General features: G+C 72.8%; 20 protein-coding genes. 14 read left to right on the top strand and 6 right to left on the bottom strand.

What is annotated here, in order from left to right; all coding sequences use genetic code 11:
* Nucleotides 1–319: 319 nt before the first annotated feature.
* The gene (locus ACUKCB_RS00935) at nucleotides 320–1,408 is read right to left on the bottom strand and encodes a hypothetical protein (protein WP_473038551.1); all 1,089 of its coding nucleotides are present in this window, start codon (nucleotides 1,406–1,408) and stop codon (nucleotides 320–322) included.
* Between the two features lie 333 nt (nucleotides 1,409–1,741).
* On the opposite strand from ACUKCB_RS00935, the gene ACUKCB_RS00930 reads away from it, so the two are divergent.
* Complete coding sequence (locus ACUKCB_RS00930) at nucleotides 1,742–3,823, top strand: acyltransferase family protein (RefSeq protein ID WP_473038550.1); 2,082 nt, start codon at nucleotides 1,742–1,744, stop codon at nucleotides 3,821–3,823.
* A gap of 57 nt (nucleotides 3,824–3,880) precedes the next feature.
* Here ACUKCB_RS00930 and ACUKCB_RS00925 read toward each other — a convergent pair whose 3' ends face one another.
* Together ACUKCB_RS00925 and ACUKCB_RS00920 are read right to left on the bottom strand one after the other, a co-directional pair.
* Nucleotides 3,881–4,894 carry a serine/threonine protein kinase gene (locus ACUKCB_RS00925; RefSeq protein ID WP_473038549.1) on the bottom strand — a complete coding sequence of 338 codons (1,014 nt, stop codon included), beginning with the start codon at nucleotides 4,892–4,894 and terminating at the stop codon, nucleotides 3,881–3,883.
* Nucleotides 4,895–5,131: 237 nt separating this feature from the next.
* Nucleotides 5,132–5,503, bottom strand: coding sequence for a hypothetical protein (locus ACUKCB_RS00920; protein WP_473038548.1), 372 nt, complete (start codon nucleotides 5,501–5,503; stop codon nucleotides 5,132–5,134).
* A gap of 878 nt (nucleotides 5,504–6,381) precedes the next feature.
* On the opposite strand from ACUKCB_RS00920, the gene ACUKCB_RS00915 reads away from it, so the two are divergent.
* The 5 genes from ACUKCB_RS00915 to ACUKCB_RS00895 all read left to right on the top strand — a co-directional run bounded on the left by ACUKCB_RS00915 (nucleotide 6,382) and on the right by ACUKCB_RS00895 (nucleotide 13,619).
* Nucleotides 6,382–8,085, top strand: coding sequence for a SaeA-related protein (locus tag ACUKCB_RS00915; protein WP_473038547.1), 1,704 nt, complete (start codon nucleotides 6,382–6,384; stop codon nucleotides 8,083–8,085).
* A complete protein-coding gene (locus tag ACUKCB_RS00910; protein WP_473038546.1) occupies nucleotides 8,082–9,281 on the top strand; it encodes a TRAFAC clade GTPase domain-containing protein in 1,200 nt (399 codons plus the stop codon). Before ACUKCB_RS00915 ends, ACUKCB_RS00910 begins: the two co-directional genes overlap by 4 nt.
* Nucleotides 9,282–9,358: 77 nt before the next feature.
* The gene (locus ACUKCB_RS00905) at nucleotides 9,359–11,884 is read left to right on the top strand and encodes a GTPase-associated protein 1-related protein (protein WP_473038545.1); all 2,526 of its coding nucleotides are present in this window, start codon (nucleotides 9,359–9,361) and stop codon (nucleotides 11,882–11,884) included.
* Nucleotides 11,881–13,470, top strand: coding sequence for a TRAFAC clade GTPase domain-containing protein (locus ACUKCB_RS00900; RefSeq protein WP_473038544.1), 1,590 nt, complete (start codon nucleotides 11,881–11,883; stop codon nucleotides 13,468–13,470). Before ACUKCB_RS00905 ends, ACUKCB_RS00900 begins: the two co-directional genes overlap by 4 nt.
* Nucleotides 13,467–13,619: a hypothetical protein gene (locus ACUKCB_RS00895; RefSeq protein WP_473038542.1), complete on the top strand. Its 153-nt coding sequence runs from the start codon at nucleotides 13,467–13,469 to the stop codon at nucleotides 13,617–13,619. The genes ACUKCB_RS00900 and ACUKCB_RS00895 overlap by 4 nt, the downstream gene beginning before the upstream one ends.
* Nucleotides 13,620–13,763: 144 nt before the next feature.
* On the opposite strand, the gene ACUKCB_RS00890 is transcribed toward ACUKCB_RS00895, so the two are convergent.
* Nucleotides 13,764–14,198, bottom strand: a complete 435-nt coding sequence (locus ACUKCB_RS00890) for a YkvA family protein (protein WP_473038541.1) — start codon at nucleotides 14,196–14,198, stop codon at nucleotides 13,764–13,766.
* Between the two features lie 770 nt (nucleotides 14,199–14,968).
* Between ACUKCB_RS00890 and ACUKCB_RS00885 the strand changes: the two genes are divergently transcribed.
* From ACUKCB_RS00885 to ACUKCB_RS00850, 8 genes are all read left to right on the top strand, one after another.
* A complete protein-coding gene (locus tag ACUKCB_RS00885) occupies nucleotides 14,969–16,081 on the top strand; it encodes a hypothetical protein (RefSeq protein WP_473038540.1) in 1,113 nt (370 codons plus the stop codon).
* A 64-nt stretch (nucleotides 16,082–16,145) separates the two neighbouring features.
* On the top strand, nucleotides 16,146–16,937 hold the full coding sequence (gene cpaB, locus ACUKCB_RS00880; protein WP_473038538.1) for a Flp pilus assembly protein CpaB: 792 nt from the start codon (nucleotides 16,146–16,148) through the stop codon (nucleotides 16,935–16,937).
* Between the two features lie 6 nt (nucleotides 16,938–16,943).
* Complete coding sequence (locus ACUKCB_RS00875; RefSeq protein WP_473038537.1) at nucleotides 16,944–18,344, top strand: CpaE/TadZ family protein; 1,401 nt, start codon at nucleotides 16,944–16,946, stop codon at nucleotides 18,342–18,344.
* Entirely contained in the window at nucleotides 18,337–18,804 is a 468-nt protein-coding gene (locus ACUKCB_RS00870) for a pilus assembly protein (protein ID WP_473038536.1), read from the top strand. Before ACUKCB_RS00875 ends, ACUKCB_RS00870 begins: the two co-directional genes overlap by 8 nt.
* Nucleotides 18,801–19,235 carry a TadE/TadG family type IV pilus assembly protein gene (locus tag ACUKCB_RS00865; RefSeq protein ID WP_473038535.1) on the top strand — a complete coding sequence of 145 codons (435 nt, stop codon included), beginning with the start codon at nucleotides 18,801–18,803 and terminating at the stop codon, nucleotides 19,233–19,235. The genes ACUKCB_RS00870 and ACUKCB_RS00865 overlap by 4 nt, the downstream gene beginning before the upstream one ends.
* Nucleotides 19,236–19,291: 56 nt before the next feature.
* Complete coding sequence (locus ACUKCB_RS00860; protein WP_473038534.1) at nucleotides 19,292–20,617, top strand: CpaF family protein; 1,326 nt, start codon at nucleotides 19,292–19,294, stop codon at nucleotides 20,615–20,617.
* 49 nt (nucleotides 20,618–20,666) lie between these two features.
* Complete coding sequence (locus ACUKCB_RS00855; protein WP_473038533.1) at nucleotides 20,667–21,599, top strand: type II secretion system F family protein; 933 nt, start codon at nucleotides 20,667–20,669, stop codon at nucleotides 21,597–21,599.
* A 48-nt stretch (nucleotides 21,600–21,647) separates the two neighbouring features.
* Nucleotides 21,648–22,550: a type II secretion system F family protein gene (locus tag ACUKCB_RS00850; protein WP_473038532.1), complete on the top strand. Its 903-nt coding sequence runs from the start codon at nucleotides 21,648–21,650 to the stop codon at nucleotides 22,548–22,550.
* Nucleotides 22,551–22,630: 80 nt separating this feature from the next.
* Here the strand turns inward: ACUKCB_RS00850 and ACUKCB_RS00845 are convergent, their stop codons facing one another.
* Nucleotides 22,631–23,680: a nitroreductase/quinone reductase family protein gene (locus ACUKCB_RS00845; RefSeq protein WP_473038531.1), complete on the bottom strand. Its 1,050-nt coding sequence runs from the start codon at nucleotides 23,678–23,680 to the stop codon at nucleotides 22,631–22,633.
* A gap of 512 nt (nucleotides 23,681–24,192) precedes the next feature.
* Nucleotides 24,193–26,412: a serine/threonine protein kinase gene (locus tag ACUKCB_RS00840; RefSeq protein ID WP_473038530.1), complete on the bottom strand. Its 2,220-nt coding sequence runs from the start codon at nucleotides 26,410–26,412 to the stop codon at nucleotides 24,193–24,195.
* Nucleotides 26,413–26,847: the final 435 nt, after the last annotated feature.

The raw sequence follows: 26,847 nt of genomic DNA, 5'->3' as shown, positions 1-26,847 counted from the left end.
CGACCGACGGGGCACCGCCCTGACGAAGGTCAGGGTGCGGTGCGGGTCAGGCTGCGGCGCGGGCCCGCACGGTGGCCGGGACCGGGCGCGGGTCGGTGTACGGGTACGGGCCCGGGATCATCCTCCGCGGAGCGCGTGTCTGAGGACGTCGGCGATCGCGGACTCGGTGAGTTCCTCGTCCCCGAGAAGGATCCGGGCACGACGACCGGATCACCCGCACCCAGGCCGTGGGGGTCGTCCTCACCGTCACCGGGGTCCTCGCCCTCCAGCTCGGCGACTGAACCGGCCGGGAGGGGCGGGGCGAGCAGGAGGACGGTCCCTACTGTTCGGGATACACCGACTGGATGCGCTCGGCGACGTGGCCGAAGCCGGTCCGCTCCAGGATGTCCACCTGTTCGCGGACGAAGGCGGCCCGCTCGGCCTCGTCCTCGACGGAGTCGATGAGCCCGCGCAGGATGGCGACCTGGACGTCCTGCTCCATGGCGTCCGCGCCCTCGCCCGCCTCCTGCTCGGCGGGCCACCAGTAGCTCTCGTAGCCCTCCTCGTCGACCCCGCTCCCGGGCATCGGGATGTCGGGCTCGGGCGGCTCGAGGTCGGACAGCCCGAGCACGTCGGGTTCCTCGTGCCCGGCGTGCTGCGGCCGGGGTCGCGGGGGGAGATCGGTGGACAACGCCCGCCCGGGCTCACCGGACACCGCCGCACGGCCCCGCTCGGCCTCGTGCTCGGCGGTCCAAAGGGCGCGGTCCTTGCGCAGGCAGGCCATGCGGCGGAGGCGTTCGTCGTCCTCGGCGGACAGTTCCAGCCGGACCTCGTCCGCCCACACCTGGATGGTGCCTCCGGCGACGGGGGCCTCCACCGCGAACACCGACCCGAGTTCGCTCTCGGTCACCGAACGGTCCTCGGGATGCACCTCGCACAGGATGTCCCGGGCACGCAGCACGATCGAGTGGACGGCCGGTCCCGCGGGGTTGCGCAGGCTCAGGTCGACGCGGTGGGCCCAGCGCCAGTGGACGAGCGCGGAGAACTCGAACACGTAGTCGTCCAGAGCGCTCGGCAGTTCGGTGCGGCGCGTGCGGACCCCCCGGGTCCCGCTCTCGCCGCGCGGCGCCTCGATGGGTGCGGGCTCATCGCCCCGGTCCGGCCGATCCGAACGGCCCCGGAGGTCCCGCCCCGGAACCCGCACGTCCTCGGCCTTCCCGTCCCCGGCCGGACCCCCACCCGTCACCAGGCCCAGGAGCGCCTCCAGGACGGCGTCCAGCGGGGCGGGGCGTGCCAGGGCCGCACCCAACAACATCAAGGCGAACGGCAACCACAGGATCACCCATGGCCCGAACAGCGGAAACAGCACCGCGGGAACGGTCAACACCACGATGACCGCCACGAGGCGGGTACGGGCGAAGGTGGCCACGGGGGTGTCTCCTAGGTACGGGGGCAGGGGGCTCGCGACAAGGGGTCCTCTGGCAAGTGTGCCCGAGAACCGGCGTGCACGTGCCACCAACGCCGAGTCCGGGGCTCGCCTCCCCCTGCCGGGTCGCCGTTTCCCGCACCGAGCACTCGGATATGACCCCGTTGTCCCGGCCTCCCCGGAATACCGGGAAAGGACCTGGCCGACGAGAACGGCGGAGCAGGACGGCGGCGAAGACGCCGGGGTTCCCCTCCGGAGTGCGAAGAATCGGGAAACACTCGCGAAAGGCCCTGATTTTCCCTTCACGCGACCGGGCCCAGCACACATGATGACCCCATGCGATCACCCCATTCCCCTTCGTCAAGGGCCGTCCTGCCGAACCGGCCGGGTCAGCGCGGACACGGGAACCTCTTCCGCCCCGAGGTCCAGGGGCTGCGCGCCGTCGCCGTACTGCTGGTGCTCGTCTACCACCTGGACCCGGACCTGCTCCCGGGCGGTTACGTGGGTGTCGACGTCTTCTTCGTCATCTCCGGTTTCCTCATCACCTCCCTGCTCCTGCGGGAGGTCCGCGAGCACGGGCGGGTGTCGCTGGCCGGGTTCTACGTCCGGCGGGTACGGCGCCTGCTGCCCGCCGCCACGGTGGTGCTCCTGGCGACGGGGACGACCGCCCTGGCGGTGCTGCCGGTCACCCGGCTGGGTGAGACCGCCTGGCAGTTGTTCGCCTCCGCCGCGTACGTGGAGAACCTCTACCTGGCCGACCAGACGCTGGACTACCTCGCGGCGGAGATCCCGCCCAGCCCCGTGCAGCACTTCTGGTCGCTGTCGGTGGAGGAGCAGTTCTACCTGCTGTGGCCGCTGCTCTTCCTGCTGTGGGCGCTCCTCCTGCGGCGGCGTTCCGGGACCGGGGCCGGGACCTGGGCGCTCACCGCGGTTCTGGCCTCGGTGTTCGCCGCCTCCCTGGTCTGCTCGGTGGTACTGACCGCCGGCGGCTCCCCTGCCGCCTACTTCCTGCCGATCACCCGTGCCTGGGAGCTGGCGGCGGGCGGCCTCCTGGCGGTGTTCCTGTCCGGACGGGGCCTGCCACAACCACTCCGCCTCCCGCTGGGCTGGGCGGGCCTGGCCGCCATCGTGGCCTCCGCCGTGCTCTATGACTCCAGCACCCCCTTCCCCGGGTACACCGCCCTGCTGCCCGTCCTGGGATGTGTCGCGGTGATCGCCGCGGAACGCTCACCCGGCCCGTCGGCCTCGACGCTGCTGAGCACGGCCCCGGCCCGGTTCGTCGGGGACATCTCCTACGCCCTGTACCTGTGGCACTGGCCGCTCGTCGTGTTCGCGCTGGTCCTGCTCGGTCGGGACACCCTGGGGCCGCTCGGTGTCGCCGGTGTGGGGGCCCTGTCGTTCCTGCTGGCCTGGGCGACCAAGCTGTGGGTGGAGGACCCGGTGGCGCGGCACGGCCTGGTGCGCACGGGGCACGGCGCCTCGGCCGTGGCCCTGGCCGGGATCCTGGCGGTGGCCGCGGTCACCGCCGCCTCCCTGGTCCGGGTGGACCGCTTTCAGTCGACCGAGTTCGACCCGGAGGTCCACGTGGGCCCGAAGGCGATCGGCCTACCGCCGTCCCAGGACGAAGAGTGGATGTACCCCTCCCCCGTCGAGGCCGAGGACGACGTCCCCCAGGCCTACGCCGACGGCTGCCACGCGGGGTTCGACCAACGGGCCCCCTCCGAACCGCCGTGCGTCTACGGTCCGGAGGACGCGGCCACCACGGTGGCGCTCACCGGGGACTCGCACAGTACCCAGTGGTTCCCCGCGCTGGCGCAGATCGCCGAGGAGCGGGGGTGGCGGCTCACCGTGTACAACAAGTCGGCCTGCGCGTTCACCGCGGTCCCCGTCAGCAAGGGGGGCGAGCCCTACCCCGAGTGCCAGGAGTGGAACAGGGCGGTGGCCGAGGAGCTCCGGCGGCTGAAGCCGGACCTGCTGGTCACCAGCTCCTCGGCGGCAGGGGTGCCGCACGGCCACGAATCCGGACCGGAGGCGCGGAGCGCCATGGCCGAGGGCATGGTCGAGCAGTGGGAGCGGGTCACCGCCGACGGTGTCCCGGTCCTCGCTATCCGGGACACGCCCCGCACCAGCTCGGACGTGCTGGACTGCCTGGCCTCCTCCACCCGCGACCCCTCCGCCTGCGACCGGCCCGTCTCGAGGGCGCTGGAGCTCGAGGACCCCCAGGAACTGGCGGTCCGGGAGGTCGAAGGGGCCGAGTTGATCGACCTCACCGACCTGATCTGCACCGACGACACCTGCCCCGCGGTGGTCGGCAACGTCGTGGTCTACCGGGACTCGCACCACCTCACCGAGACCTACGCGCGCCTGCTCGCCGACGCCCTCGGCACCCGGATGGACGAGGCCTTGGGCCGGGACTGACCGACAGGTCCGGGGCGGGCCTGGCCCCGACCGCGCAGAACCCCAGCACCGCCGTGCTCAGCCGCCGTTGAGCCAGTCGAGTACGAGTACGGCGATCACGACCGGGACCGTCAGGATCGCGGCGTACATCTCGAGGCGCCTGTCCAGCGGCCGCTCGTGTTTGCGCCACTTGACGAAGGAGTGCTCCGGCGCAGTCCAGTGGTCGGCCAGGGCTACCCGGGCCACCTCTCTCGGGTCCAGTCCGGGGTTGCGGTCGGCCCCGGTGAGGCGTTCGAGGAGCTGGGCCGCCGTGGGGCGCTGCCCGGGTTCGGGGTGGATCGCGGCGCGCACCGGCTCGACCAGGTCCTCGGGCAGGCCCGTGAGGTCGGGGTCGCCCTCGGCCATCCGTCGGAGCACCTCCTGCCGAGTGTCCCCTTCGTAGGGCATCTGGTCGCAGGAGGCGTAGGCGAGCAGCATGCCCCAGGCGAACACGTCGGAGGCGGCCGTCACCGGGTCGTCGGGCCCGACCCGTTCCGGCAGCTGCGGGTCCCGGGTCCACATGAGCGGTTCCTGCGCTCCGGGACCGAGTCCGGTGTCCGCCACCACGGGCCCCTCGGGGCCGAGGAGGACGTTGAAGGGCGAGAGGTCGCCGTGGACGAGCCCGGCCGCGTGGATGTCGGCCAGCGCCTCGGCCGCACCCAGGGCGATGAGGCGTGTCTCCTGGGCGGGCGGGTCACCGTGCTCCACGACTCTGGTGTCGAGGCAGGGGCCCTCCACGTACGGCTGTACGTACCAGGGCTTCTCGGCGTCCAGGTCCGTGTCCGCGACGGGCAGGACGCGGGGGGAGTCGATTCGCCGGGCCTTGGCCAGGCCCTCGCGGAGCGCGTGCAGGTGCCAGGGGGCGAAGGGTTCGATCACCCGGGCGACGTGCCACTGGTGGGAGCGGTCGGAGACCGCGTAGCGGGTGCCGTAGGGGTCGAGGAGTCGGCCCTGGGCCCGGTAGGGGCCGATCTTGCCGGGGTCCTTGATGAGGCGCAGGAGGATCAGGGACTCGGGCCTGTACTTCTTCGCACTCTTGGGGGATGTACTCACGAATGTCCTTTATGTGAGGTTTTGAGCTCTCTGGACCCTACCCCTCCCCCTCCGAACTGCGCGTACACGGGACGGCCGGGCCGAGCAGCGGCGCCCCCGAGTCCCTCCAGGCCTCTGCGGCCCGGCCAGGGTCGGCGCGACCCGGTCAAGGCCGCCCCCACGCCGCTCCCCGCCGTCTCCGACTGATTTGCCCTGCCCCGGGACGGGCGGTGAGCGGCCAAAGGGGGCTGGGCGCGGTCAGTCGGCGGCGTTCACCAGATCGGTCAGTTCGGCCTCGGTAGCCCCGGCACGCAGCTGTACGTCGAAGGTGTAGCCCTCATCGCAGAACACCAGATCAAGATCTGCCGGGGCCAGCTCCCGGAAGGCGATCGCCAACCAGACAGCCTCTTCTTGCCAGACGTCCATGTACAGGCAGGTGCCGTCCTGGTGCAGATACGCCTCACCCGGGCCATGCTCCGTCTCGAACTCCCACAGGAGACTGCGCACTTCGCTGCGATGAGTCGAGTCGATCCCGACCTGCGGCCACCGAGCGGAGATCGCCTCCGTCAACGACTTCCGGTCGACACGCCATCCGCCCGCACCACCCTCGACAAACACCAGGAACGTCATAGCCGGGGTCTACCAGCCACCCCTGACAAGGCGCTGGTCGGCGTCGGCCCGAAGTTGGAATGGTCTCACTACAGGAAAACACGAGGAGGAGAAAGGAGGAACCCAGAAAGACACAATCCAAACCAAGGGAACTGATCCTCCTTTTCTGCCGCGACGGGACCGGGCACCCGTTTCCCTCGCACGACATCCACTCCGAACCCGAGTCGATGTCGGACCAGGGGACGACCTCGAAAATCCACCCGTGGGACAACACTCGCAAACGAACACACATCGGTCGAACCAGACTGACACCCGACACCACCGGACATCACGCCACCAGGACTTTCAGGCAACCATCCGGCAGACAACAGCCGGGACAACGGACACGGAGTGAAAGGGCACAACAATTCACCACAGCCCTCTCCGGAACGAACCCGTCTGCCCGCAAACGGAAAGGCGTTTCGGCACGTTCGGACAACACGCTCCGGAGTATGCTCGTGCAGACCTCACCGGCGGGGCCCATATCCGCCGTTCTCGGCCCGCCCCGTCGGACACCCCAGCCAGAACGGCGAAAGGCCGCCCGATGGAGATCACCGACGAACCGGAGCGTCAGGCCCCCGAGGCCACGACCTTCCCCTCGCCCGACACCGCGCCCGTCCCCGCACCCGAGCCCGGTACCACCGGGGTCCGCCGCCCGATCCCGCGCCCGCGCCGCGGACCGGGGCGCCGCCACCGGGCGCGCGGCTACGTCCGTCACCTCCCCGACGCCAACGAACCGCTTCCCGCTGCCGCCCAGGAGGGGACGGCCGCGAACCGGCCGGAACAGGCGGCGGGGGCCGGCACACGGGGGCGAACCGGTGCGGCGGTGACCGCGATCCGCGCGACCGACAGGAGCGAGCATGGCCTGGGACCAGCGGATCCACAGCCGGGACGAGCGGCGAGCACAGGAGGAACCCCGGCGGAGGGGGGTGCCGACGGGCCGGTCCGGTGAGGACGCACCCGACCGGGACCGTGGCGGCTCCGCCCCGGACACCGCCTGCCAACGGTTCCAGGCGCAGCCCCCGACGGAGGGCGGGGCGGCCGTCGAACCCGCCCCGCCGCAGGAGGTGACCGCCCGGGTGGACGGGCGGCGGGTGGTGGTGACCTGGCGGCCCGGCACCGGCCCGGGCGAACGGGCCTCCTACCGGGTGACGCGGCGGACCGGGCACGGGGCGACCGCGCGGGAGAGGCCGGTGGGCGAGGTTTCGGGCACCCGGGTGGTCGACGAGGAGCTTGCCGTGGGCAGTGAGGCCGTCTACACCGTGGTGGCGGTGAGCGACGGCCCCGGTACGTCCTCGGCCGCGCGGAGCCAGCCGGTGATGATCACACCCGAAGTCGCCGACCTGCGGGTGCGGTCCGACGAGACGTCGGTGACCGGTTCCTGGCGGACGCCGCCGGAGGCGGTCCGGGTGGAGGTGCTGCGGGCGGAGGGCGGCCCGCCCCGGGGAGCGGGCGACGGGGTGCCGATCTCCCACGACGGGACGGTGTTCGTGGACACGGACGTCCTCCCGGACACGGAGTACCACTACCGGGTGCGCGCGGTGTACGTGACCTCGCGGGGCCTGGCCCGGAGCTCGGCGGGACTGGTTCGCCGGGCCGGCCCCGGGCCCGTACCGGCCGCGGTGCGGGACCTGACGGTGGACGCGGTCGGGGCCGGGTTCGTGGCCTCGTGGTCCGCACCGCCCCGGGGCCGGGTGGTGCTGTTCACCTCCGAGCGGCCGCCGCCGTGGCCCCCGGGCCGGTCCGTGCCCGCCGACCGCTGGGCGGAGCTGGGTTCACAGGTCCCGGACGAGGTGTCGACCGGCCCCGACGGCCGGGCCGCAACCGAACTCCACCTGCCCGCGGGCACCGTGTACGTGCTGGCCGCGACCCTGGCGGGCGGTCAGGCAGTGGCGGGCGCCCGGACCCGGGTCGTCGCCGCTCCCCCGGTCACCGGCCTGCGTGCCGAACGGTTCGACACGGTGGTCCGGCTGAGCTGGGACTGGCCCGAGCACACCGCTACGGCGGTGGTGTCCTGGCGGGACGCCCGGAGCTCCCCGAACGGCCTGGACCGGAGCCCTGCCGCTCCGCTGGACGGTGCCGGCGCCGGTTCCGGCACGGTGCGCGGCTCACGGCTGCGGTACGAGGCCGAGGGCGGGTTCGAGGCGCACACGGGCCCCGGGCCGGTCGTGGTGACGGTCCGGACCGCCGTGCCCTCCGAGACCGGCGAGTCGCTCAGCACCCCGGTGAGCGTGCACGTGCCGGGCAGGGCGGTGCTCGACTACCGGGTGGAGACGGTCGGACTGCTGCGTCGGGAGCGGGTGGTGCACCTCAGTTCCCGGGACGCCTGTCACATGCCCGAGGTCGCGGTCGTGTACACGTCGGGCAGGGTGCAGCCGTACTCGGGGGAGCAGGGCCGGGTACTGGCGACGTTCCCGGCCCGGCCCCTGTCCGCGGGCGAGCGGGTGTCGGTGCGGGTCCAGCCGCCCCGGGAGCCCGGACCGGCCTGGCTGATGTGCTTCCCCGCGGACGGGGGCACGGCTGTGAGTCTGCGCCAACCCCCGGTGAGGGAGCTGCGTCTGTGAACCCGTGGGACGGGCCCCGGCTGGTGTGCCCCTACTGCTACTCGGCGTTCCCCGAACGCCGTATCCGCTTCCGCTGCCTGGGCAGACCGGGCCCGTCGGGCGAGATCTGCCCGACCGCCGAGGACCAGGCGCTCCGGAACCACCTGGGGCGACGCGAACGGCTCCCCCCGGTCTTCGAGGCCAACGGCAGGCGCCCCAGGGCGGTGTGCCCCGCCTGTTCCGGGACGACCGACCGCAAGGTGTGCGCGGTGTGCCACGCGCGGATGCCGGTGAACTTCGGACGGATGCGCGGCCGCACGATCGCCCTGGTGGGAGCTCGGGACGCGGGCAAGACCGTGTTCATGACGGTGCTCATCCACGAGCTGAGGAACCGGGTCGGTGACCGGTTCAACGCGTCCGTGGGCGGTTCGGACGACCACACCCGGCACCGTTTCGGCCCCGACTACGAGTCGCCCCTGTACGAGGAGGGCCGGCTGCTCCAGGGGACGCGGCGGGCCGCGGGCGCGGCCCGCGCCCCCCTGCTGTTCCGGTTCACCGGGCGGCGGCGAGGGCTGGCCGGCCCCCGCCCCAGGCACACCCTGCTGTCGTTCTTCGACACGGCCGGGGAGGACCTGAGCGACGAGGAGAGCGTGGAGGCCAACCTGCGCTACCTCAACAACGCGGACGGGGTGATCGTGCTGTTGGACCCGCTCCAGATGGACGGCGCCCGCCGGGCGGCGGCGTCCGGGACCCGGCTGCCCGTCCCGGAGGGCCCGGAGAACCAGCCCGTGCACATGCTGGAGCGCGTCACCGACCTGCTGATGCGCCGGGAGGGCAGACCGAACCGGCTGATCGGGGTGCCCATCGCGGTGTGTCTCACCAAACTCGACGCCCTGCGGGCGGAGATGGACGAGGGGTCGCCGCTGCATCGCCCACAGCCGGGTGCACCGTTCTTCGACGAGTCCGACAGCCAGGACGTGCACGCCCAGATCCAACAGCTCCTCCACCGCTGGGACGGGCCGGGGATCGACCACCACGTGCGCAACCACTACCGCAACGCCCGCTACTTCGGGGTGTCCGCACTGGGCGGTGCCCCCACCGGCGACAACCGGGTCCGGGGCGGGGTGCGACCGTACCGGGTGGCCGACCCGTTCCTGTGGTTGCTCTCGGAGTTCGGGGTCGTCCCGGCCGGAAGTGCGCCCCGGCCCCTGCCCTGACCGCGGTGTCCGTACCCGCGCCCCGCAGCCCGCACGTCCCACACCCCCGCACCGGCCTCACGGAAAGGGCACGGCCGATGGGTTCACCCCAGCTCTACTACACCTCGTGCGAACACGGCCTGTCGGGTTGCTCCGGCTACCAGTTCAACGCGGCGACCCCCGGGGTGGACCCGCGGGTACTGCGCGAGGTGGAGCGTTTCACCGTCTACGAGCCCCCTCGGCCACGGGACGCCGGGGACGCCGACCGGCACCCGGTCAACCTCTGCTACTCCCCCGACCTGGCCGGGTACCCGGTGCTGAGCCGGGTCGTCTCCAGCGGCGAGGACCCCTCCGGCCGGCCGGGGAACTACTTCGCGCACAGCCTGCTGCTGGTCGGGGGCGGCGCGTTCCTGCCCGCCGAGCAGTGGGGGGCGGGCTTTTGGGCGAGCGCCCCGGTCGCGGCCCCGGACCTGCCCGGGATCGTGCTCCCGCCGGGTCCGCTGGACCGGCGGCGGACCGCGCTGTGGCTGCTCGGCCGCCCGGAGCACGTCCTCGCGCGGCTGCTGGCCGCGGTGGACGGGGCGATCGACGGCGGTCCCCCTGTACTGCTGCTCGCCGACGACGAGGCCGCCGCCCACTGGGTGGCCGCCCTGTCCCACCTGCTACCGCCCCGGCGCGCTCGGGCGATGTCGTTCGCGACCTACAGCGGCAACCCCGAGGACTCCCCGGTGCACGTGGTGGCGGTTCCCCCGCACACCGACACCCGGCTGCTCCGGAGCAGGTTCACGGTCTTCGACCCCGAGGGCGGACAGCACACCGGACCAGCCGTGGCGGCGGTCCCGGCCGGGACCGCCGCCACGGAATCCGCCGGAGCACCCCGCCCGGGCGCCGAACCACCCGGGCCCGACACCGCGGCCGTGGTGTCCCTGCTCCTCGCGACGGGGGTGGAGGGCGCACCCGCGCTGTGGTCCGCCGCCCGCCCCTACTCCTCGGGGGCGGAGCGGTCGTTGGCCGACTGGCGGCCGGTGCTCGCCGCGGCCTCCCTCGCCGAGGGATCCGGCTGCGGTACCGGCCCGGACCTGGGCTCGGTACGCGCCTGGCTGCCCGGGGCGGTGTCCTGGCTGGCCCCGGAACGGGCCCGTCTCCTCATCGAGCGACTGTTGGACACCGGCACCGGGCATCTGCGCGACGACGAGCTGGTCCGGTTCCGGAAGGCGGCCCTGGACGCGGGGTCGACGGAGCTCACCGAACGCCTGGAGGAGGAGGCCGTGCACCGGTGCCTGGAGCGGATCGCGACCGGTTCCCCGACGCCCCCGGTGCCACCGGTGCGCTCCGAGCACGTGCGGGAGGCCGCCCGCGACCGTGTCCGCGACCTGCTCGACGGTGCACCCGGCCGGGTACCGCCGCCGGAACGGGCGGTGGAGCTCCTGCGCTGGGCACGGACCGCGGGCACGGTTCCGCACGCACCGGCCCTGGCACGGTACGGGCGCGACACCGTTGCCGCGCACCTGGCCGCCGCCCCGCCGGGCGCCGAACCCGACCCCGTCCTCGCCCGTCTGGTCCACGGGTACGAGGCGCTGCGCGGGGGCGCCGCCGCGGGGCTGACGGCACTGCCGCGGCCGGTGCTGGCGGACCTGGCGGCGGGCCCGACGGGGGCGCTGTTCGCCGAGGACCGGGGCGGTTCGTCCGCCGTGCTGCGCGAGCTTCGGCTGCTCGCCGCCGGTGACGGCGAACCGCTGCACCTGCTGCGCGGGGTGGTGGAGCTGCGGCAGGAGGCCCGCAACTGGGACCCTCCCGGGCCGGCCGCCCACGACCTGGACGAGGAACTGCTGTTCCGGGTGTGGGGGACCGGCCGGCGCCCCGACGCGGTGTCGGCGGTACTCGAGCTGGCCGGTGAGCAGACCCTGGTCTCCCCCGGAGTGGGCCGCTGGATCGCCGGGGCGCTGATGGCCGAACCGCACGAGGACGAGGACGGCGACTGGCAGCGGGCACTGCACGAGCTGGCCCGGCACCGGCTCGGGCGGCAACTCCCGGAGGACGCCCGGAGGCTGGTCGACGGATGGGCCGGAGCTTCGGCGGCGCTGGCCGGCCTGGACCGGCCCGGGGACGCGGAGGGGGCCGCACGGCTTCGGCCGGTCGCGGCGGCCGTCCTGGGGAGCGACGACCGGTTGGTCGCCACGGTCGCGTTGCGGGGGGTGGCCACCCGGTTGTTGCGGTGGCGCCCCGAACACGCCGCGGAGGCGCTGTCCGACTGTGCCGAGGAGGTGTTCGGCGCCTATTGTCGGGCGGCGTACCGGCGGTTGGCCCTGCCGCCGAGGCGGGGGCCTGCGGGCCTGCGGAGACGACCGTCCGAGACGGAGCTGGCCGTGCGCGTGTTCCGGACCGCCCTGGCCCTGGGTGCGGGAGCTCCACCGGACCCGACCGCTCGGGACGCCCGCCTGCTCGGGCAGGTGCTGGGACCGGCGCTGCGCACCTGGTCCCGGCGTGAGACCGGTCGGGCCCGCAGGGCCTTCGGGGACGACAGGAGGGGGCGGGAGTTCGGGGCGTGGGCGCGTTCGGTACGGGACCGGGGCGGGGGCGGCGGTCTGTTCGGGCGTCCCAGGAAGGGGGCTCGCGGAGCTTGAACGGACACTCTCCCCCCTGCTCCGCCTCCGACTTCCTGGTGCCGGGGCTGATCGTCCTCGTGCCCGGGTTCGTCCTGGCGCTGGGCGTCGTCTTCGGAGGGGACCCCGCCAAGGTGCTGGCCTTCCTGCTCAGCATCCTGACCGTTGCGGCGTCCCTTGCCCTGGCCTGCGGTTTCGCCGTCCTCACTCGGGTCTACGTCCGGGCTGTCCAGGGGGTGATCTTTCACGGGGACAACCCGCGTGTGCCCGGACCCGGGCCGGAGGACCCCGCCGAGTTCGGCTATCACGGCGGTCCGGCGTGGTGGGACCTCGCCGAGGTGAGCTCACGGGTCGCGGTCGGTACCGGCCCGTTCGCGGTCCTGCTGTTGCCGCACCTGGCCGTACAGGCCGTACTCGTGCTCACCCACCTGGCCTGGGCCTGGACCGCGGTGGCCGTCCTCCGGCTGGTGGACGGCGGACTGCTGCGGTACCGCAGGATCCGCATGCTGTGTCCGCGCTGCTTCGAGCACATGACCTACCCCTCGCACGAGTGCGACCGCTGCGGACGGGTGCACCGCGACGTACGGCCCGGCCGCCGAGGGCTGCTCCGCCGCCGGTGCCTGTGCGGACGGAGCATGCCGACACTGCTCCTCCTGGGCGCCACCGGGCTGGGCGCGCTGTGCCCGCACTGCGGTCAGGACATGGAGCACCGTCCGGGGGAGGCGCGGGAGCTCCCGGTCGCGCTGTTCGGGGGCACGGGGGCGGGCAAGACCCGGCTCACCCACGGGCTGTACGCGGCTCTGGAGCACGCCGCCGCCGGCCGGCCCGGAGCCCGGGTGGAACCGGCGGGCGAGGACACCCGGCGCCGGTTGGGGGACGGCGCGCCGGCTCTCGCCCCCGGTCGGAGGATGTCCCCGACCCAGCCGGGGCGCCGGGCGCGCGGGCTCGCGCTGCGGGTGACGGCCGGGCCGCGCGCCCTGCTCCTGCAGGTGTACGACGCCGCCGGGGAGTGGTTCGACCGCACCGACCGCACCGAGGAGCTCACCTACCTGGGCCGGACCGGGACGTTCGTACTGGTGGTGGATCCGTTGTCGGTGCCCGCGGTGTGGAACGCGCTCGGCGCCGGGGAGCAGCGGCGCCTGGCCGAGGAGCGTTCGCTCACCCCCGACCCCGAGCGGCCGTACATGCAGGTGCGCGACGAGGTCCAACGGCAGTACCTGACGTCGGGGCGGGGGCTGTGGCGAACCCGGCTGGCGGTCGTGGTCACCCGGGGCGACCTGTTGGCGGGGACGTCCCTCGCGCCCGCCGACGTGCCCGCGGAGCGGTGGGTACGGGAGGTGATGGGGCTGAACAACCTGTTGCGGGCGGCCCGAAGCGACTTCGGCTCGGTGGAGGTGTTCGTGACCGGGGCGGTCGTCGGTCCCGGGGGAGACCCGGACCCCAGTCTCACCACCCTGCTGCGGTGGCTGCTGGCCCCGGAGGCGGAGCCGTTCACCGGTCTCGCGGGCCCCGGCCCCGCACCGCCCCCACTCCCCGGATCCGTTCCGGACGCCGCGCGGGCGGAGTCGATGCGTACGGGGCCGACGCGGACGGGGCAGGACCGGTGACCGGGCCCGGCCCGCGCACCGCGCGCCGGATCACCGCGGTGCTGCTCCACACGGTGACGGCGGTGGTCACGGCCCTGGTCCTGGCGGGCCTGGGCGCGGTGGCGCTGTGGCTGGTCGGGATGGCCTGGGAGGGCCTCGTCGGCATCTGAGCCGCTCGAATTCAGGAGGTCCGGCCGGCGGAGGCGGTGATCACGTCGGCGATGGCCCAGGGGTCGGTCACCGGGATCGGCCGGCCCGTGTACGCCTCGGCGAGGAAGGTCCGGCCCGCCCGGGCTCCCGTCTTCCTGACCGGACTACCGGCCCTGCGGGGCGCTCTGCCCGGGCTGTCCGGGGTGCTGGCCCCGCTGGTCGGCGTGGGTGTGGGACCCGTGCGGGTTGGCCCGGTCGAAGGCTTCCTGGGCCCGGTGCTCGCGCTCCCAGATGACAAAGCGCTCGCTCTCGCCCAGCGCCATGGTGGTCAGCCACACGGCGACGGCGATGTCGTCGACCAGGCCGAAGACCGAGAGGATCAACTCGGGGACGAAGTCGATCGGGGAGACGACGTAGCCGACCAGCACCAGCATCATGAAGAGCTTGCCGCCGCTGAGTTCGTGGTAGCGGCCGCGCAGCTTCGCCCCGATCATGCGCGGAACCGCGCGGGCGCGCTGCCACACGGAGACCCGGCCGTCGGTGTTCTGGATGACCTGCCAAGCGGCCGCGCCGGCCGCGGCCCGGTTTGCCTTGCGCATCGTGTTCGTCTCCTCAGGGGGCATGTGACTTCTCAAGATATGACGCGAAGTCCCCCTGATTCGTTCCCGTTGCCGGGGAGGACAACCCCGAACGAGACGCACGTGCCACCACACCCGACCTCGCCACCGCCGCTCACCCCGCTCCCCGGTCCGTGATGGATGGTGCCGGTGGGGCGCGCGTGGCTCCTTTCACGCCGCCGGGGGCACTTCCACGACGGATTGTCCACAGGGATGGCCGGTGGCCCTGGTGGGGCCCGGCACGGGGAGGCATCCTTGGATGGGCGACACCCTTTCCTTCCGCCTCCCCCGGACCCTCTGCCCCGGAGCGGGTCCGCCCCTTCGGCCCTGAGCCGCCGACCAGCACGACGGTTCGACCCACGAGACAAAAACAAAGGGATAGAAAAGAACTTTTAGTAAAAAAGGTGCAACATCGGGTGGCCACATGCGGCCATCTCCGTCCACTCCCCTACGAGGTACGCCAGATGCGGGCACCGGAATCCGGACCTCCCTGCCAGCATCGGAGGCCTGACGCCGCCGACCGGGCCACGCCGTCCCCCCGGCGGAAACGGAACCGCGCCACAACACCCGTTTCCCAAGGCGGGGAATACCGGACCTCCCGCTCCGCCACACCCATTAGTTACGATGCGTGCGAGTGGCACCTACAGACGCGGGGCGCCTCTGCAGCATCCGAAACCGTCCGAGTGCGTAGATCCGATGGAGCTTTCCCAGTGTCCAATGCCCTACCTCGGTCGGCGACGACCGTAGCCCTGTTGGCGGACATCCCCAGCACGGGCCACGTGGGCGAGGCCGGAGCCCGACGGTTCACCATGCGGGGTGACGGTGTCGGCGCGCGCAGCGCCGCCTTCGTCGCCTTCGCCAGGCAGGAGGTGGGCGCGGGCCGCAAGGTCGTCGCGCTCTACCCGGCCTGGCAGGCCTCGGACGCCCAGCGGGCGGTCAACTTCGCCCGGGGCTCCCTGCGCACCGACCACATCGCCGGGATCGGCGTCGACCTGTCCCCCCTGGCCCTGTCCCTGGTCGCCGACCAACTCGCCTACCTGTCCCCCTACCTGCCACCGGGCGTGGTCGCGGCGCTCTGCGAAGAGCTCCCCAAACACCTGCTGGCCGGAGCCTGGCTGCGTACGGTCTCCGGGCTCTCCACCCTGCCCACGAGCCTGCGCCAGCACATGGGCTCGTACGCGCCCACGGTGTCCTTCCTCGCCTACTGCGCCCCCACCGCACAGGTGGGCCGGCTGCGCCCGGCCGAGGTCGCGGCCGGGCTGCCCTTCCGCCCGGTCCAGCCGGTACAGCTGTTGTACTCCACCCCGGACCCGGGCATCACCGGAGTGTTCGACGAGAACCTGCCCCGGGCCGTGCAGCCCGTGGCCACCCGACTCCTGCCCGCCCAACCCCTCGGCAGCACCTACTGGGGCACCGCCAAATACGTGGAGTTCGTGGCGTTGAGCGCCCACCCGCAGGCCCTCGCCTACGCCGCCGGCTCCATCAGGGCGAGCGCCTGTTCCTGGTGCGGTGAACCCATGTCCGCCAAACCCTGCCCCTTCTGTTCGGCCAACTCGACCACGGGTTCCGCCCAGGCACCCCGCCCGGGCCCCGCCGCGGCCCACGGCGCACACTCCCGACCCCCGAACGGACACCCTGTGCCGGAAGGGAACCCCGTACGGCACCGCGACGGGCGGGCCGGCGTCGCGGCACCGCCCGGGAACCCCGCCGCCCCCGCACCGCCCGAGCACCGCCCCGCCACAGCCGCCGGACCGGCCAACGGGCACGCCCCTCCCCCGGGACACGGACCCCTCGCCCCACCCGAGGGCCCGGCGTTCCCGGGCCGCGCCCCGCAGCCGGACCCGCCACGGACCTACTCCCGCTAGGGCCCCGCCGCTCCGTCCCCGGGCGGACGGCCCACGACGACACTGGAAACGGAAACCACCCCCTATGAACCCCCGTCAGCGACGCGGTGTCCTGCTCATGGTCGTGGCCGCTATCGGCGCCGTCGCCGTGTTCGCCTCCGTCTTCGCCTACCTCAACAGCCAACAGGAACAGATGGGCCGGTTCTCCACCGTCCTGCGTCTGGCCGAACCCGTGGAGGCCTACCAGCCGATCGGCCAGGACTCGGTCGAAAGGGTCGAGGTCCCCGCCGCCTACTTCGACCCGGAGGTCTTCATCACCGACCTGTCCGACGTCGACACCCCCTCCGGCCAGGAGCTGGTGGCCTCCACCCACCTGGAGGCCGGGGCCATCCTGCAGCGCGGCATGGTCGAGCCGCAGCCCACCCTGACCACCGGGGAGCGTGAGATCGCCATCATGGTCAACGCCGAGACCGGGGTGGCGGGCAAGGTGCAGCGCGGTTCGGTCGTGGACATCTACGGCACCTTCCAGGCGCGCGACCACGGTGAGGCCTGCGCGACCCGGGTCATCACCGAGGTGGAGGTCCTCGACATCGGGGAGCTGCGCAGCCAGGAGGAGGAGGGCGGCGGGGTGACCGGCGTGGTCCCGGTGACCTTCCGGCTCGACCCGCAGGCCGCCCTCCAGCTGGCCTACGCCGAGGAGTTCTCCACCAAGCTCCGGTTGGCCCTGGTCAGCGCCGCCGGCGGTGGAGACGCCGGAGAACCCCAGGTGTGCAGTGGTGACTTCGACGAGATCATCGAGGAGATCGCCGACGACCAGGGAACGCAACCATCCGATGGTGAACAGACCGAAGAGCGGCGTACGCCGCAGGGGGAGTAGGTACCGGTGAACTTCCGAGTCCTGGCGGGGATGCCCACATCCGAGACGGAGATGGTGTTCGCCGCGCGTTTCGAGGAACTGGCCGCGGCCGACCTCGTGGCCACCCGGCGCACGGGCACGGACCTGATCAACGGGGCCGGCGAGTACCCCGAGCTCGACGTGGTCCTGGTCCACCAGGACCTGGGCCCCGCACCGGTCCTGGAGACCGTCCGCGACCTGTCGCACCGGCACCCGCAGTTGGCGATCCTGCTCGTCTCCTCCGCCATGGACCAGGAGACGTTCACCGGGGCCATGGAGGCGGGCGCCCGGGGCGTGCTCTCCGCCGACTCCGGGCTGGCCGAGCTGGAGACGCGGATCGCCAAGGCCGCGGAGTGGTCGCGTACCCTCCGGCGCCACCTGGAATCGGCGGCGTTCGACCTGCCGGCCTCGGGGGTGCGCGGCCGGATCGTGACGGTCAGCGGCGCCAAGGGCGGGGTGGGCACCACCACCTGCGCCGTACACCTGGCGATGGCCGCGGCCCGGCGGGACCGGGTGGTGTGCCTGGTCGACCTGGACCTGCAGGCCGGCGACCTGCCCGCCTTCCTCAACCTCCAGCACCGCAGATCCATCGCGGACCTGGTGGACGCCGCCGACGACATCAGCCCCGGCATGCTCTCCGAAACCCTCTACGTGGACCCGCGCGGCCCGCACGTGCTGCTGGCGCCGGAGCACGGTGAACGCGGCGAGGACGTCGACGCACGGGCCACCCGCCGGATCCTGAGCGCCCTGCGCTCGCGGTACGAGATGGTGATCGTGGACTGCGGATCCAACATGAACGAGGCGACCGCGATGGCCGTGGAACTGGCCGACAGCGCGGTGGTCACGGTGACCCCGGACGTCCCCGCGCTGCGCGGCGCGCAGCGGCTGATGGCGATGTGGGAACGGCTGCAGATCCGTTCCCACGAGGACGTGTACTCGCTGGTCACCCGGCACAGCCGCAAGAACGAGATCCAGCCGGACTTCCTGCAGCAGTTGTTGGGGACCAAGGTGCTGCGCACCCCCGTCCCCGCCGCCTATCGGGCGCTGGAACCGGGCGAGAACAACGGCGACCCCACCAAGGTGACCGACGAGGGGCTGCGCAAGGCCTTCGCCCGGCTCGCCTCGGAGCTGGACCTGCTCGCACCGCCGACCGCCGGCGGCAGTGGCAGCAGGATCGGCAACGCCACGGCCTCCGGCGGTCTCCCCCCGGGGCTGGCCGCGCTGGCCTCACGCGCGCCCGGTACGCAGACCGGCCCCTCGACCCGCGACGTGTCCGGCTTCCTCGACGCCTCGGGCCCGCAGCAGGTCAACGGGTACGGGCCCCGGACGGGCACGTCCGACCCCTGGGGGCAAGGGTCACCGGGACCGAGGGGAGGTTTCGGTGGCTGAGGACCGCCGGGGCCCGGGGCGAACGCGGGGTACTCGGGGCCGCCGTGGTTCTCGGCGCTCCGGGCACGACCGTGGCGCGGTCTTCGTGGAGTTCGCCGCGATGGTGCCGTTCATGATGCTGGCGCTGGCCCTGGTCTGGCAGGTGCTGCTGCTCGGCGTCACCGCCATGTACGCCTCCCACGGGGCCGCCGAGGCGGCCCGGCAGGCCGCGGTCACCCCGGACGACCTCGAACGCATCGACGAGGAGGCGCGTAAACGGGTACGGGCGCCCTGGGACGCCGAGGACGTGCTGTCCACCGAGATCGTCGAACGCGACGGCGGGCGCTACGCCCGGGTGAGCCTGGACATGCCGGTGTTCCTGCCCGGCACGTCTGGCCCGTGGCAGATCACCGGTGAGGCGAAGGTCGTCACCGAGGTCACTCCGCGCGGACTGCCCGCCCCGGGGGAGGCGGACCGGTGACCGGACCGTCCACCGCACGCCGGCCCCACCGACGGCTGGTCGGCCGCAGGCCCCGCCGCCTGCTGTTCGGTCGCGTCCCCGACCGGGACCGCGACCGGGGCGGCCCCATCCTGGAGTTCGCCGCGATCCTGCCGATCCTGCTGTTCGCCGTGGTGGTGGCGATCGAGGCCTTCCTGGCCTTCGTGGCTATGGAACGGATCGAGTCGGCGGCCCGGGCCGGGGCCCGGGTGGCCGGAACCGAACAGCTGACGGGCGCCGAGGCGACGGCACGCAGCGCCCTGCCCGACTGGTTGGACGACGCGACCGTCACCAGCGGCACCAACGACAGTGACGGTTACTACGTCGAGGTCTCGCACCCGCTGCCGATCGTGTTCTCGTCGGTGGGGTTCGACCTGGCGCTGACCCGGCGGGTGGACATGCCGAACGTGTGAGGCGGAGCGGGAGCCCCCGCACCACCACGGCACCGCCAAGGGAGGAGACGAGGAACATGGGGCTGAAGGACCGGTTGGAGGAGGACCGCGCCGGCGAGGACCGCGCGGACCGCAGCAGCGTGACGCACTGGCGCCGCCGCCTGCTGAAGGAGATCAACCTGGAGGACCTGACCCGGCTGACCCTGGCCCAGCGCCGGGTCCGGCTGGAGAAGGTCGTCGGGCACATCCTGTCCCGTGAGGGCCCGGTGCTGTCGGACCGCGAGCGTTCGGTGCTGATCCGCAGGGTCGTGGACGAGGCCCTGGGGCTGGGTGTGCTGGAGCCGCTGCTGGCCGATGAGAGCATCACCGAGATCATGGTCAACGGGCCCGACAACGTGTTCGTGGAACGCGGCGGCCGAATGGAGCGCGTCGACGCCGCCTTCAACGGCGAGGAACAGCTCTACCAGACCATCGACCGCATCGTCTCGCTGGTCAACCGGCGGGTGGACGAGTCCTCGCCGATGGTGGACGCCCGCCTGCCCAGCGGCGAACGGGTCAACGTGATCATCCCCCCGCTGTCGCTGTCCGGGCCGGTCCTGACCATCCGGCGCTTCCCCAAGCCCTACCCCATCGAGGACCTGGTCCGGATGGGCAGCCTGGACCAGGCCACCGGCGTGCTGTTGTCGGCGATGGTGCGGGCCCGGTTCAACATCGTGGTGTCGGGCGGTACCGGCACCGGTAAGACGACCTTCCTCAACGCGCTGTCGGCCTTCGTCCCCAGCAGCGAACGGATCGTCACGATCGAGGACTCCGCGGAACTCCAGCTCATGCAGGAGCACGTGGTGCGCCTGGAGTCGCGCCCCGCCAACATCGAGGGGCGGGGGGCGATCGCCATCCGCGACCTGGTGCGCAACGCCCTGCGGATGCGCCCGGACCGCATCATCGTCGGTGAGGTCCGGGGCTCCGAGACCATCGACATGCTCCAGGCGATGAACACCGGCCACGACGGATCCCTGGTGACGGTGCACTCCAACTCCGCGGACGACGCCATCCACCGGTTGCAGACCCTGGCGACCATGGGTGAGGGCCAGATCCCCTACGAGGCGATCCGCGACCAGATCAACAACGCGGTGGACGCCATCGTGCACCTGGGCCGCTGGCCGGACGGCTCACGGCGGATCAACGAGATCGCCGTGGTGTCCTCGCGCAGACGCGAGGAGTTCCGCCTCGACCGGCTGATGGAGTTCGCCGCGCTGCCGATGAACCCCGACCGCGCCGTGCAGGGGCAGTTCCGGCACTACCCGCTGCCGCGCCATGTCGCCGGTCGGATCTACCAGGTGGGCGAGAGCATCCCCTCCTCGTTCGGGGTCGTCGCCGACGAACGAACCCAGGGCCGCCGGTGAGCGCCCGCACCGCGTCCGTCCGGACGACCTCGACCCGAAGGGAGACCGGGTGAACTGGCAGATAGCGGCCATCCTCGGCGGCCTCGCCCTGGTTCTGCTGCTGGTGCTGTGGGCGGTCCGAGAGTTCGTGACCAGTGCCGAGCAACGGCGGATGATCGCCTCCCGCAGCGCCCTGGCGCAGGCGGACTACGCCGCCTCCACCCCCATGGCCAGGCTGGACGCCAAGCTGCACCGCACCCAGTGGGGGGCCCGGCTCAGTCGCAGGCTGGCCCGTTCCGGCACGGACGTACGCCCGGTCACGTTCGTCGCGGCCCTGGTCGCCGGTTCCCTGCTGGCGGTCGTGGTGGTCTGGCAGGTGCTGGCTCCGTTCTTCGGACTGCTGGCCGCCGTCGGGGTGGCGTTCCTGTTCTTCTCCTACCTGCGCCGGGCCGAGGCCAAGCGGCGCGAGGAGTTCACCAACCAACTACCCGATCTGGCCCGGGTCCTGGGCAACGCGACCTCGGCCGGGCTGGCGCTGCCGACCGCGGTGGCGATCGCGGCGGACGAGCTGGACGGTCCGGCCGGTGAGGAGCTCGGTCGGCTGGCGGAGTCGATGAAGCTCGGCGCGACCTTCGAGGAGGCCATCTCCGACCTGCGCGAACGTATGCCCTCCCGGGAGCTCGGTGTACTGCTGTCCACTCTGCTGGTGGCTTCCAGGTCCGGTGGTTCCCTGGTCACCGCGTTGCGCAACATCTCCGCCACCCTGGAGAGCCGCAAGGAGACCCGGCGCGAGGTGCGGACCATCCTCAGCGAGACGACCTCCACCGTGTGGGCCCTCGGGTTCATGTCGGTGGGCGCGCTGTTCCTGATCAACGCGATCCAGCCGGGGATCATGCGCACGATGACCGGCAGCGCGGCCGGTATCGCGGTGCTGTTGGTCGTGGCGGCGCTGTTCACCGTCGGTTTCGTGCTGGTCTCCCGGATCACCAAGTTCAGGTTGTAGCCGCGAACCCTCCCCGCAACCCGCCCTCCGCCCCGAAGGACACCCCCGATGAACCTTCTGCCCCTCGCGGCCGCGCTCGCCTCCGCCCTGGTCGTACTGGTCGGCGTCTACGGCCTGTACCTGACCCTGTCGCAGACGCGGGTCCCGGTGGACGACCCGGTCGAGGCCCCGGTGCGCACCAAGAGCGACGAGACCTTCTTCCTGCACCGGATCACCGAGGCGATCGGGCGCCCCTTCTCCCGTTCGGTACTGGCCTCGCTGAGCACGAAGCAGAAGAAGTCGATCGCCGCCCGAATCGAGGCGGCGGGGCGCCCGGACGGGCTGACCGCCGAACGGTACGTGCAGCGCAAGATCGGCGAGATCACCATCTACGGCACGCTCGCGCTGCTGGTGCTCGTCTCGGACAGCAGCCCGTTCCTGGCCCTGTTCGCGGTGGCGTTCATGGGCCTGACCGACCTGAACCTGTACGTGCAGACCCAGGAGCGCGCCGACCAGGTGCAGACGCAGCTACCGGACTTCCTGGACGTACTCGCGGTCACGGTGAGCGCGGGGATGTCGTTCCGCGCCGCGGTCGGCCGGGTCGCGGCGTCGATGCCGGGCGTGCTGGCGGACGAGTTCACGATCGCGCTCCGCCAGATGGAGCTGGGCATCTCCCGCCGGGAGGCCTTCGACTCCCTGCGCCGCCGCAACCGCAACGATTCGCTGAGCAAGTTCGTCACCGCCATCCAGCAGGCCGAGGAGCTGGGCGCCCCGCTGAGCGACACCCTGGTGAACATCAGCAGGGACATGCGCCGGGCCGACGCCCAGTACATGCGCCGCAAGGCCCAGCAGCTCAACCCGAGGGTGACGATGGTGACCGCGGTGACCCTGCTTCCGGGCCTGCTGATCCTCATCGTCGGTTCGATGTTCCTGGGCACCGAGGTCAATCTCGGCACCATCCTCGGTGGTTAGGGGCGTCCACCGAACGCCCCGGAGGCGTTCGGTGTGCGCTTCGCGGGGTGTGGCCGGGCCCCGGCCACACCCCGCGGCCGCTACTGCGCGGGTCCCGGGGGCGGGAACGGGATCTCGGACAGGGTGGGGATGAGCGCCTCTTCCTCGAACTCCAGGTGGGCTCGGAGTTCCTCGGTCAGCCGGTCCAGTTCCGCCATGAACCGCACGGGGTCCGCCGCCCCCAGGTCGGTGAGCAGACCTTCCAGTTCACCCCGGAGCCGGTCGAGAGCGCGGTGTTCGGCGATCAGCCGCTCCACCGGTTCCCGCAGGTGGGGGAAGCCCTCGGCGAGCTGCGGGAACGCCGTGTCCTCGCTGGTGTGGTGGAAGTGCAGGGACTCGCAGAAGGCCAGGCAGTGCTGGCGGATCTGCAGGTTCAGCCCCACCTGGTGCGCCGCCCCGGCGGACCCCCGTGCGGCCAGGTACAGCTCCGCCTCCCTGCGCACGTGGACCAGCTGGCCGCGCAGCCACGCGTGGATCTGGAACAGCTTGTCCGCCAGGTTTTTGACCTCGGCGGGGCCGGAGACGTCGGAGCGCTGCAGCTCCACCACCGGCAGCCGCCGCTCCACCTGCTCCTGGTACTCGCCGAACCCGGGTTCGCGGCGGACGATCTCCTGGAAGACCCGGTCCCGCTCCTCCCCCTCCACGGGTACGGCGACGGCTTCGTGGCTGTCGTCGCCCGGCATCTCCACGAACGCCATCGGGTGGGCGAGCAGGTTGCGGTACCAGTCGGGGTGCCTGGGTGAGCCGCCCGCGGAACCCACCACGTAGACGCGGCCGTCGATCCGCAGGAAGCCGAGCGGGGTGGTGTACTCCCGGCCCGAACGCGCCCCGGTGGTGGTGAGCAGCAGCAGGTCGCCGCCCTCGAACAGGCCGCCCACGCGGCCGCCGTTGGTGCGGAACTCCTCGACCACCGGCTCGTTCCACGGGCTCACCACCGGTTCGGAGCGCGGGTACGGTGCCGGTGCGGGCGCCCGTTCCCCCTCCTCGGGCCGCGCGCCCCGGCCGGCCCGGCCCCCGCCCGTGGCCGCCACGGCGGCGGTCTCGTCGTCGGGGTTCTCGTTGTTCGGATTGTTCTGGTCGTTCTCCGTCAAGGGACGGTCCTCTCACCGGATTCTGTGGAGGCGGTCGTCCCCGCCGGGCACACCTGTGGCACGGTTCGCCTGCGCGCAGGGCAGGAACACGGCAGAGCGAAAGCGTGTGGTCCGGTGCGCCGGGGCGGAGCGGCACAAGACCGTGCGGCCGGGTGCACCGGGAGTGTGTTCGGGGAGACCGCCGGAATCGTCTGCCTGTGCCGACAGGCGGTCGAACGGCCGGTACACGGGCCGGGGCCGGGCGCACGCCGGACTCCACGGGCCGCTGGGCCCCGCGGTCTCGACGGCCGCACCTCACCAGCGCCGCGAACGGCTCAGCCGCTCAGATTCGGTACGCGAAGTGTGTGCCCACGATTGGCTCCCCGAACATGTCAAGGCGCCTCCATACGATCCGACCGGCCCACTGCTCTTTGGTCGGACGCACGCGACGCACGAGCAATATAGGCAGCTGCCCGGTCGGGGGTCAAGGCGTCCGTGGTCGGGCCGCGGAACGGTCGGCGCCGACCGTTCCGTCAGTTCCCGGCGCCGTCACCTTCGCCGGCCGGGCACTGTGTCATGTCGCTCTCGCCCGGCGCACCGCCCGGCAGGGCGAAGAACTCCGAACCCAGCCGGTCCTGGTCGCGCCACTCCAGAGTGCCGTCCACGTCGTAGCAGTGCCCGCTCACGTCACCGGCCAGCGCGCCCGAGTACGCCGCGGGCCGGTAGGCCACCCCGGCCCGGCCCGGGGCGCCCTGGATCTGCACGGTGACCTCGGCGGAGGGGTTCTCCGGATCCAGCACCGCCAGCGTCGTCCACGGGACGCTGAACTCACTGCCGCTCCCGCCGCGGATCACCTCCCGCTCCGACCCGCCGCTGATCTGCGGGTCGAGCGGCGTGAGTGTCAGGAAGTCCTCCGCGTACACCGGGTGGGAGCCCACGTTCGGGTGGTAGGTGAGTTCCGCCGTGAACTCGACCCCCGAACCGGTGTCCCGTACCCCGGTCATGCACACGCTCACCACCGGGAAGGCCTCCAGGCCCGTGGAGACCAGGCCGAAGTCGACCGTGTCGTGGTCGAGCGGGGAGACGAACGGCCAGGCCTCGGGGTTGGTGTTCGGTTGGCCCTCGGGCCCCGGGGTGAGGAGCGCGGCGTACACGTCCGGGGAGGCCGCTTCGGGGTTGAAGGGGCGCCAGGGCGCGTGCGCCTGCTGGCCTCCCACACGTTCGGCGTCGTCGCAGTCCGGAGCCCCGGGGGCGGCCGCGTCCCCGGGATCCTCGTCGTCCCCTGTGCCGGCCCCGTCCGGGTCCGCCGTGGGCTCCTCGGCGACGACGGTGTCGGCGGGTGACTCCTTCAGGGAATCGAACAGCAGGTAGCCGCCGCCGAGGGCCGCGGCCATGCCGAGTGCGCCCACGCCGAGCCACACACCGAGCCTGCTTCCGCGGCCGGTCGCCTCCCCGTCGTCGGGGTCGATCCCGTCGCCCATCGCGGACAGGTCCTGTTCTCCGGTCTGCGCGGGTCCGAACAGGTAGGCGGCTGCCCCCTGGTCCTGGGCCGTCCCTGTCCTGCCGGAGCTGCTCAGCCCCGGGACGGGCCCGTTCTGACCGACGGAGAGCCGGGCGGGCGGGTGGCCGTAGGCCTCGGCGGCCGATTCCGGACCCCACTCCTCGTTCGCGGCGGCCCCCGAACCGGCACCCGCGGCGGTGCCCTGTCCCCCTGGAGCGTCGGGGGCCTCCCGGTCCCCGGCGCCTCCGGAGCCGGCCCTCGCGCGCTCCTGTTCCAGGGCGAGCGCGGCGTCGGTCCACCGGGCCGGGTCGTGCCAGCTCAGGTCGGGGACCGGCCAGTGCTGTCCGATGAGCGCGCGGAGCTCCTCCGGCCAGGTCTCGGCGGTGGCCTGCTCGTCGATACCGAGCATCAGCAGGCATTCCAGGTACGCGTCCTCCGCGGAGGGGCGCTGGGCCGGATCCGGGGAGAACGCGCGTTCGAGCAGCGGACGCAGCTCCTGCGGGAGCGCTCTCAGGTCAACGCGGGCCTCACGTGCCCGGCGGGCCATCTCCCACAGGATCTGCCCGGGGATCCGCCCCGGGGTGTGCCCGGCCGGGGAGGTCCCGAACGGCGGCTCTCCGGTGGCCGCCAACACCACCAGGCAGGCCCAGCCGTGGACGTCGGAGGCCCGGGACGCGTCCGTGCCCTCGTAGCGTTCGGGGGCCAGCCAGCCCAGGCTCTTGGCGCTCTGCACGGGCGCGGCACCGTCGATCCGCGCCGTGATCCCGAAGTCCAGCACCTTGGGGCCGTCAGCGGAGGCCACCACGTTGCCGGGCCGCATGTCACCGTGCACGGTGCCCGCGGCGTGGATGGCCGCGAGCGCCTCGGCGATCCCGGCTGCCAGCACCAGCAGTGCGTCACCGCTCAGGCGCCCGTGTACCCGCACGTGCTGCTGCAGCCCGAGACCGGGCGCGTACGCGATCGCGGACCACGGGCGCCCCTCGTGGGTGCCGCTGTCCCGCACGCCCACCGCGCACACACCGCCGAACAGGCGCGCGGACACGGCCTCACCGCTCACACCGGATTCGGAGGCCCACTCGGTACCGGCGATCATGAGAGCCGTCGGCTCGTGGTCAGGTGAGACCCCGGCGAAGAGGGTGCCCATGGCATCGGCGCCCAGACGCCCGATCAGCCGGTAGCGGCCCACCTGGAGCGGGTCGCCGTCGGTCAGAGGGGTGACGTTCGGCGGCAGAGCGGGAAGGGAAAAGTCCATTGGGGGCAGCTTTCCACACATCAGGGACGGTTGTGGTGGGCTGTGCCGGGATAGCACATTCGATCCCGTGGTTCTGTGAATCTACCTAATTTGCGGGGCACCCGATGCCGGGATCCCCCTTTTCCGTGTACGCGCGGGACCGATTCACACCGGCTCGCGCCCCTTCGCCCCGAGGCCCTCGTGCCCCGCCCGGGGCACCGGAAGCGCCTGTTCGCCAAGGCCCCGCGCCTTTTGCGCGTCCGGCCCGGAGCGGCTTGCGGAGCGGACTCCGGGGCCGCGCCCGACGGGCACCCTCGGTGAGTCCGTTATGAGAAGGAAAGGAAATCGGTGCAGTCCGCCGCCAACCACCCGCCCCGGCCCGCGCCACCGCCCCTCGCCTGCCGCCGGATCCGTTCCGCGGCCGTCTCCCGCCCCTGCCGCGCCCCGGCCGGAGCG

Source organism: Nocardiopsis moroccensis, from assembly GCF_055763695.1.
The sequence above is the reverse complement of the archived record's forward strand: the minus strand, read 5'-3'. Positions and strand labels throughout refer to the sequence as shown.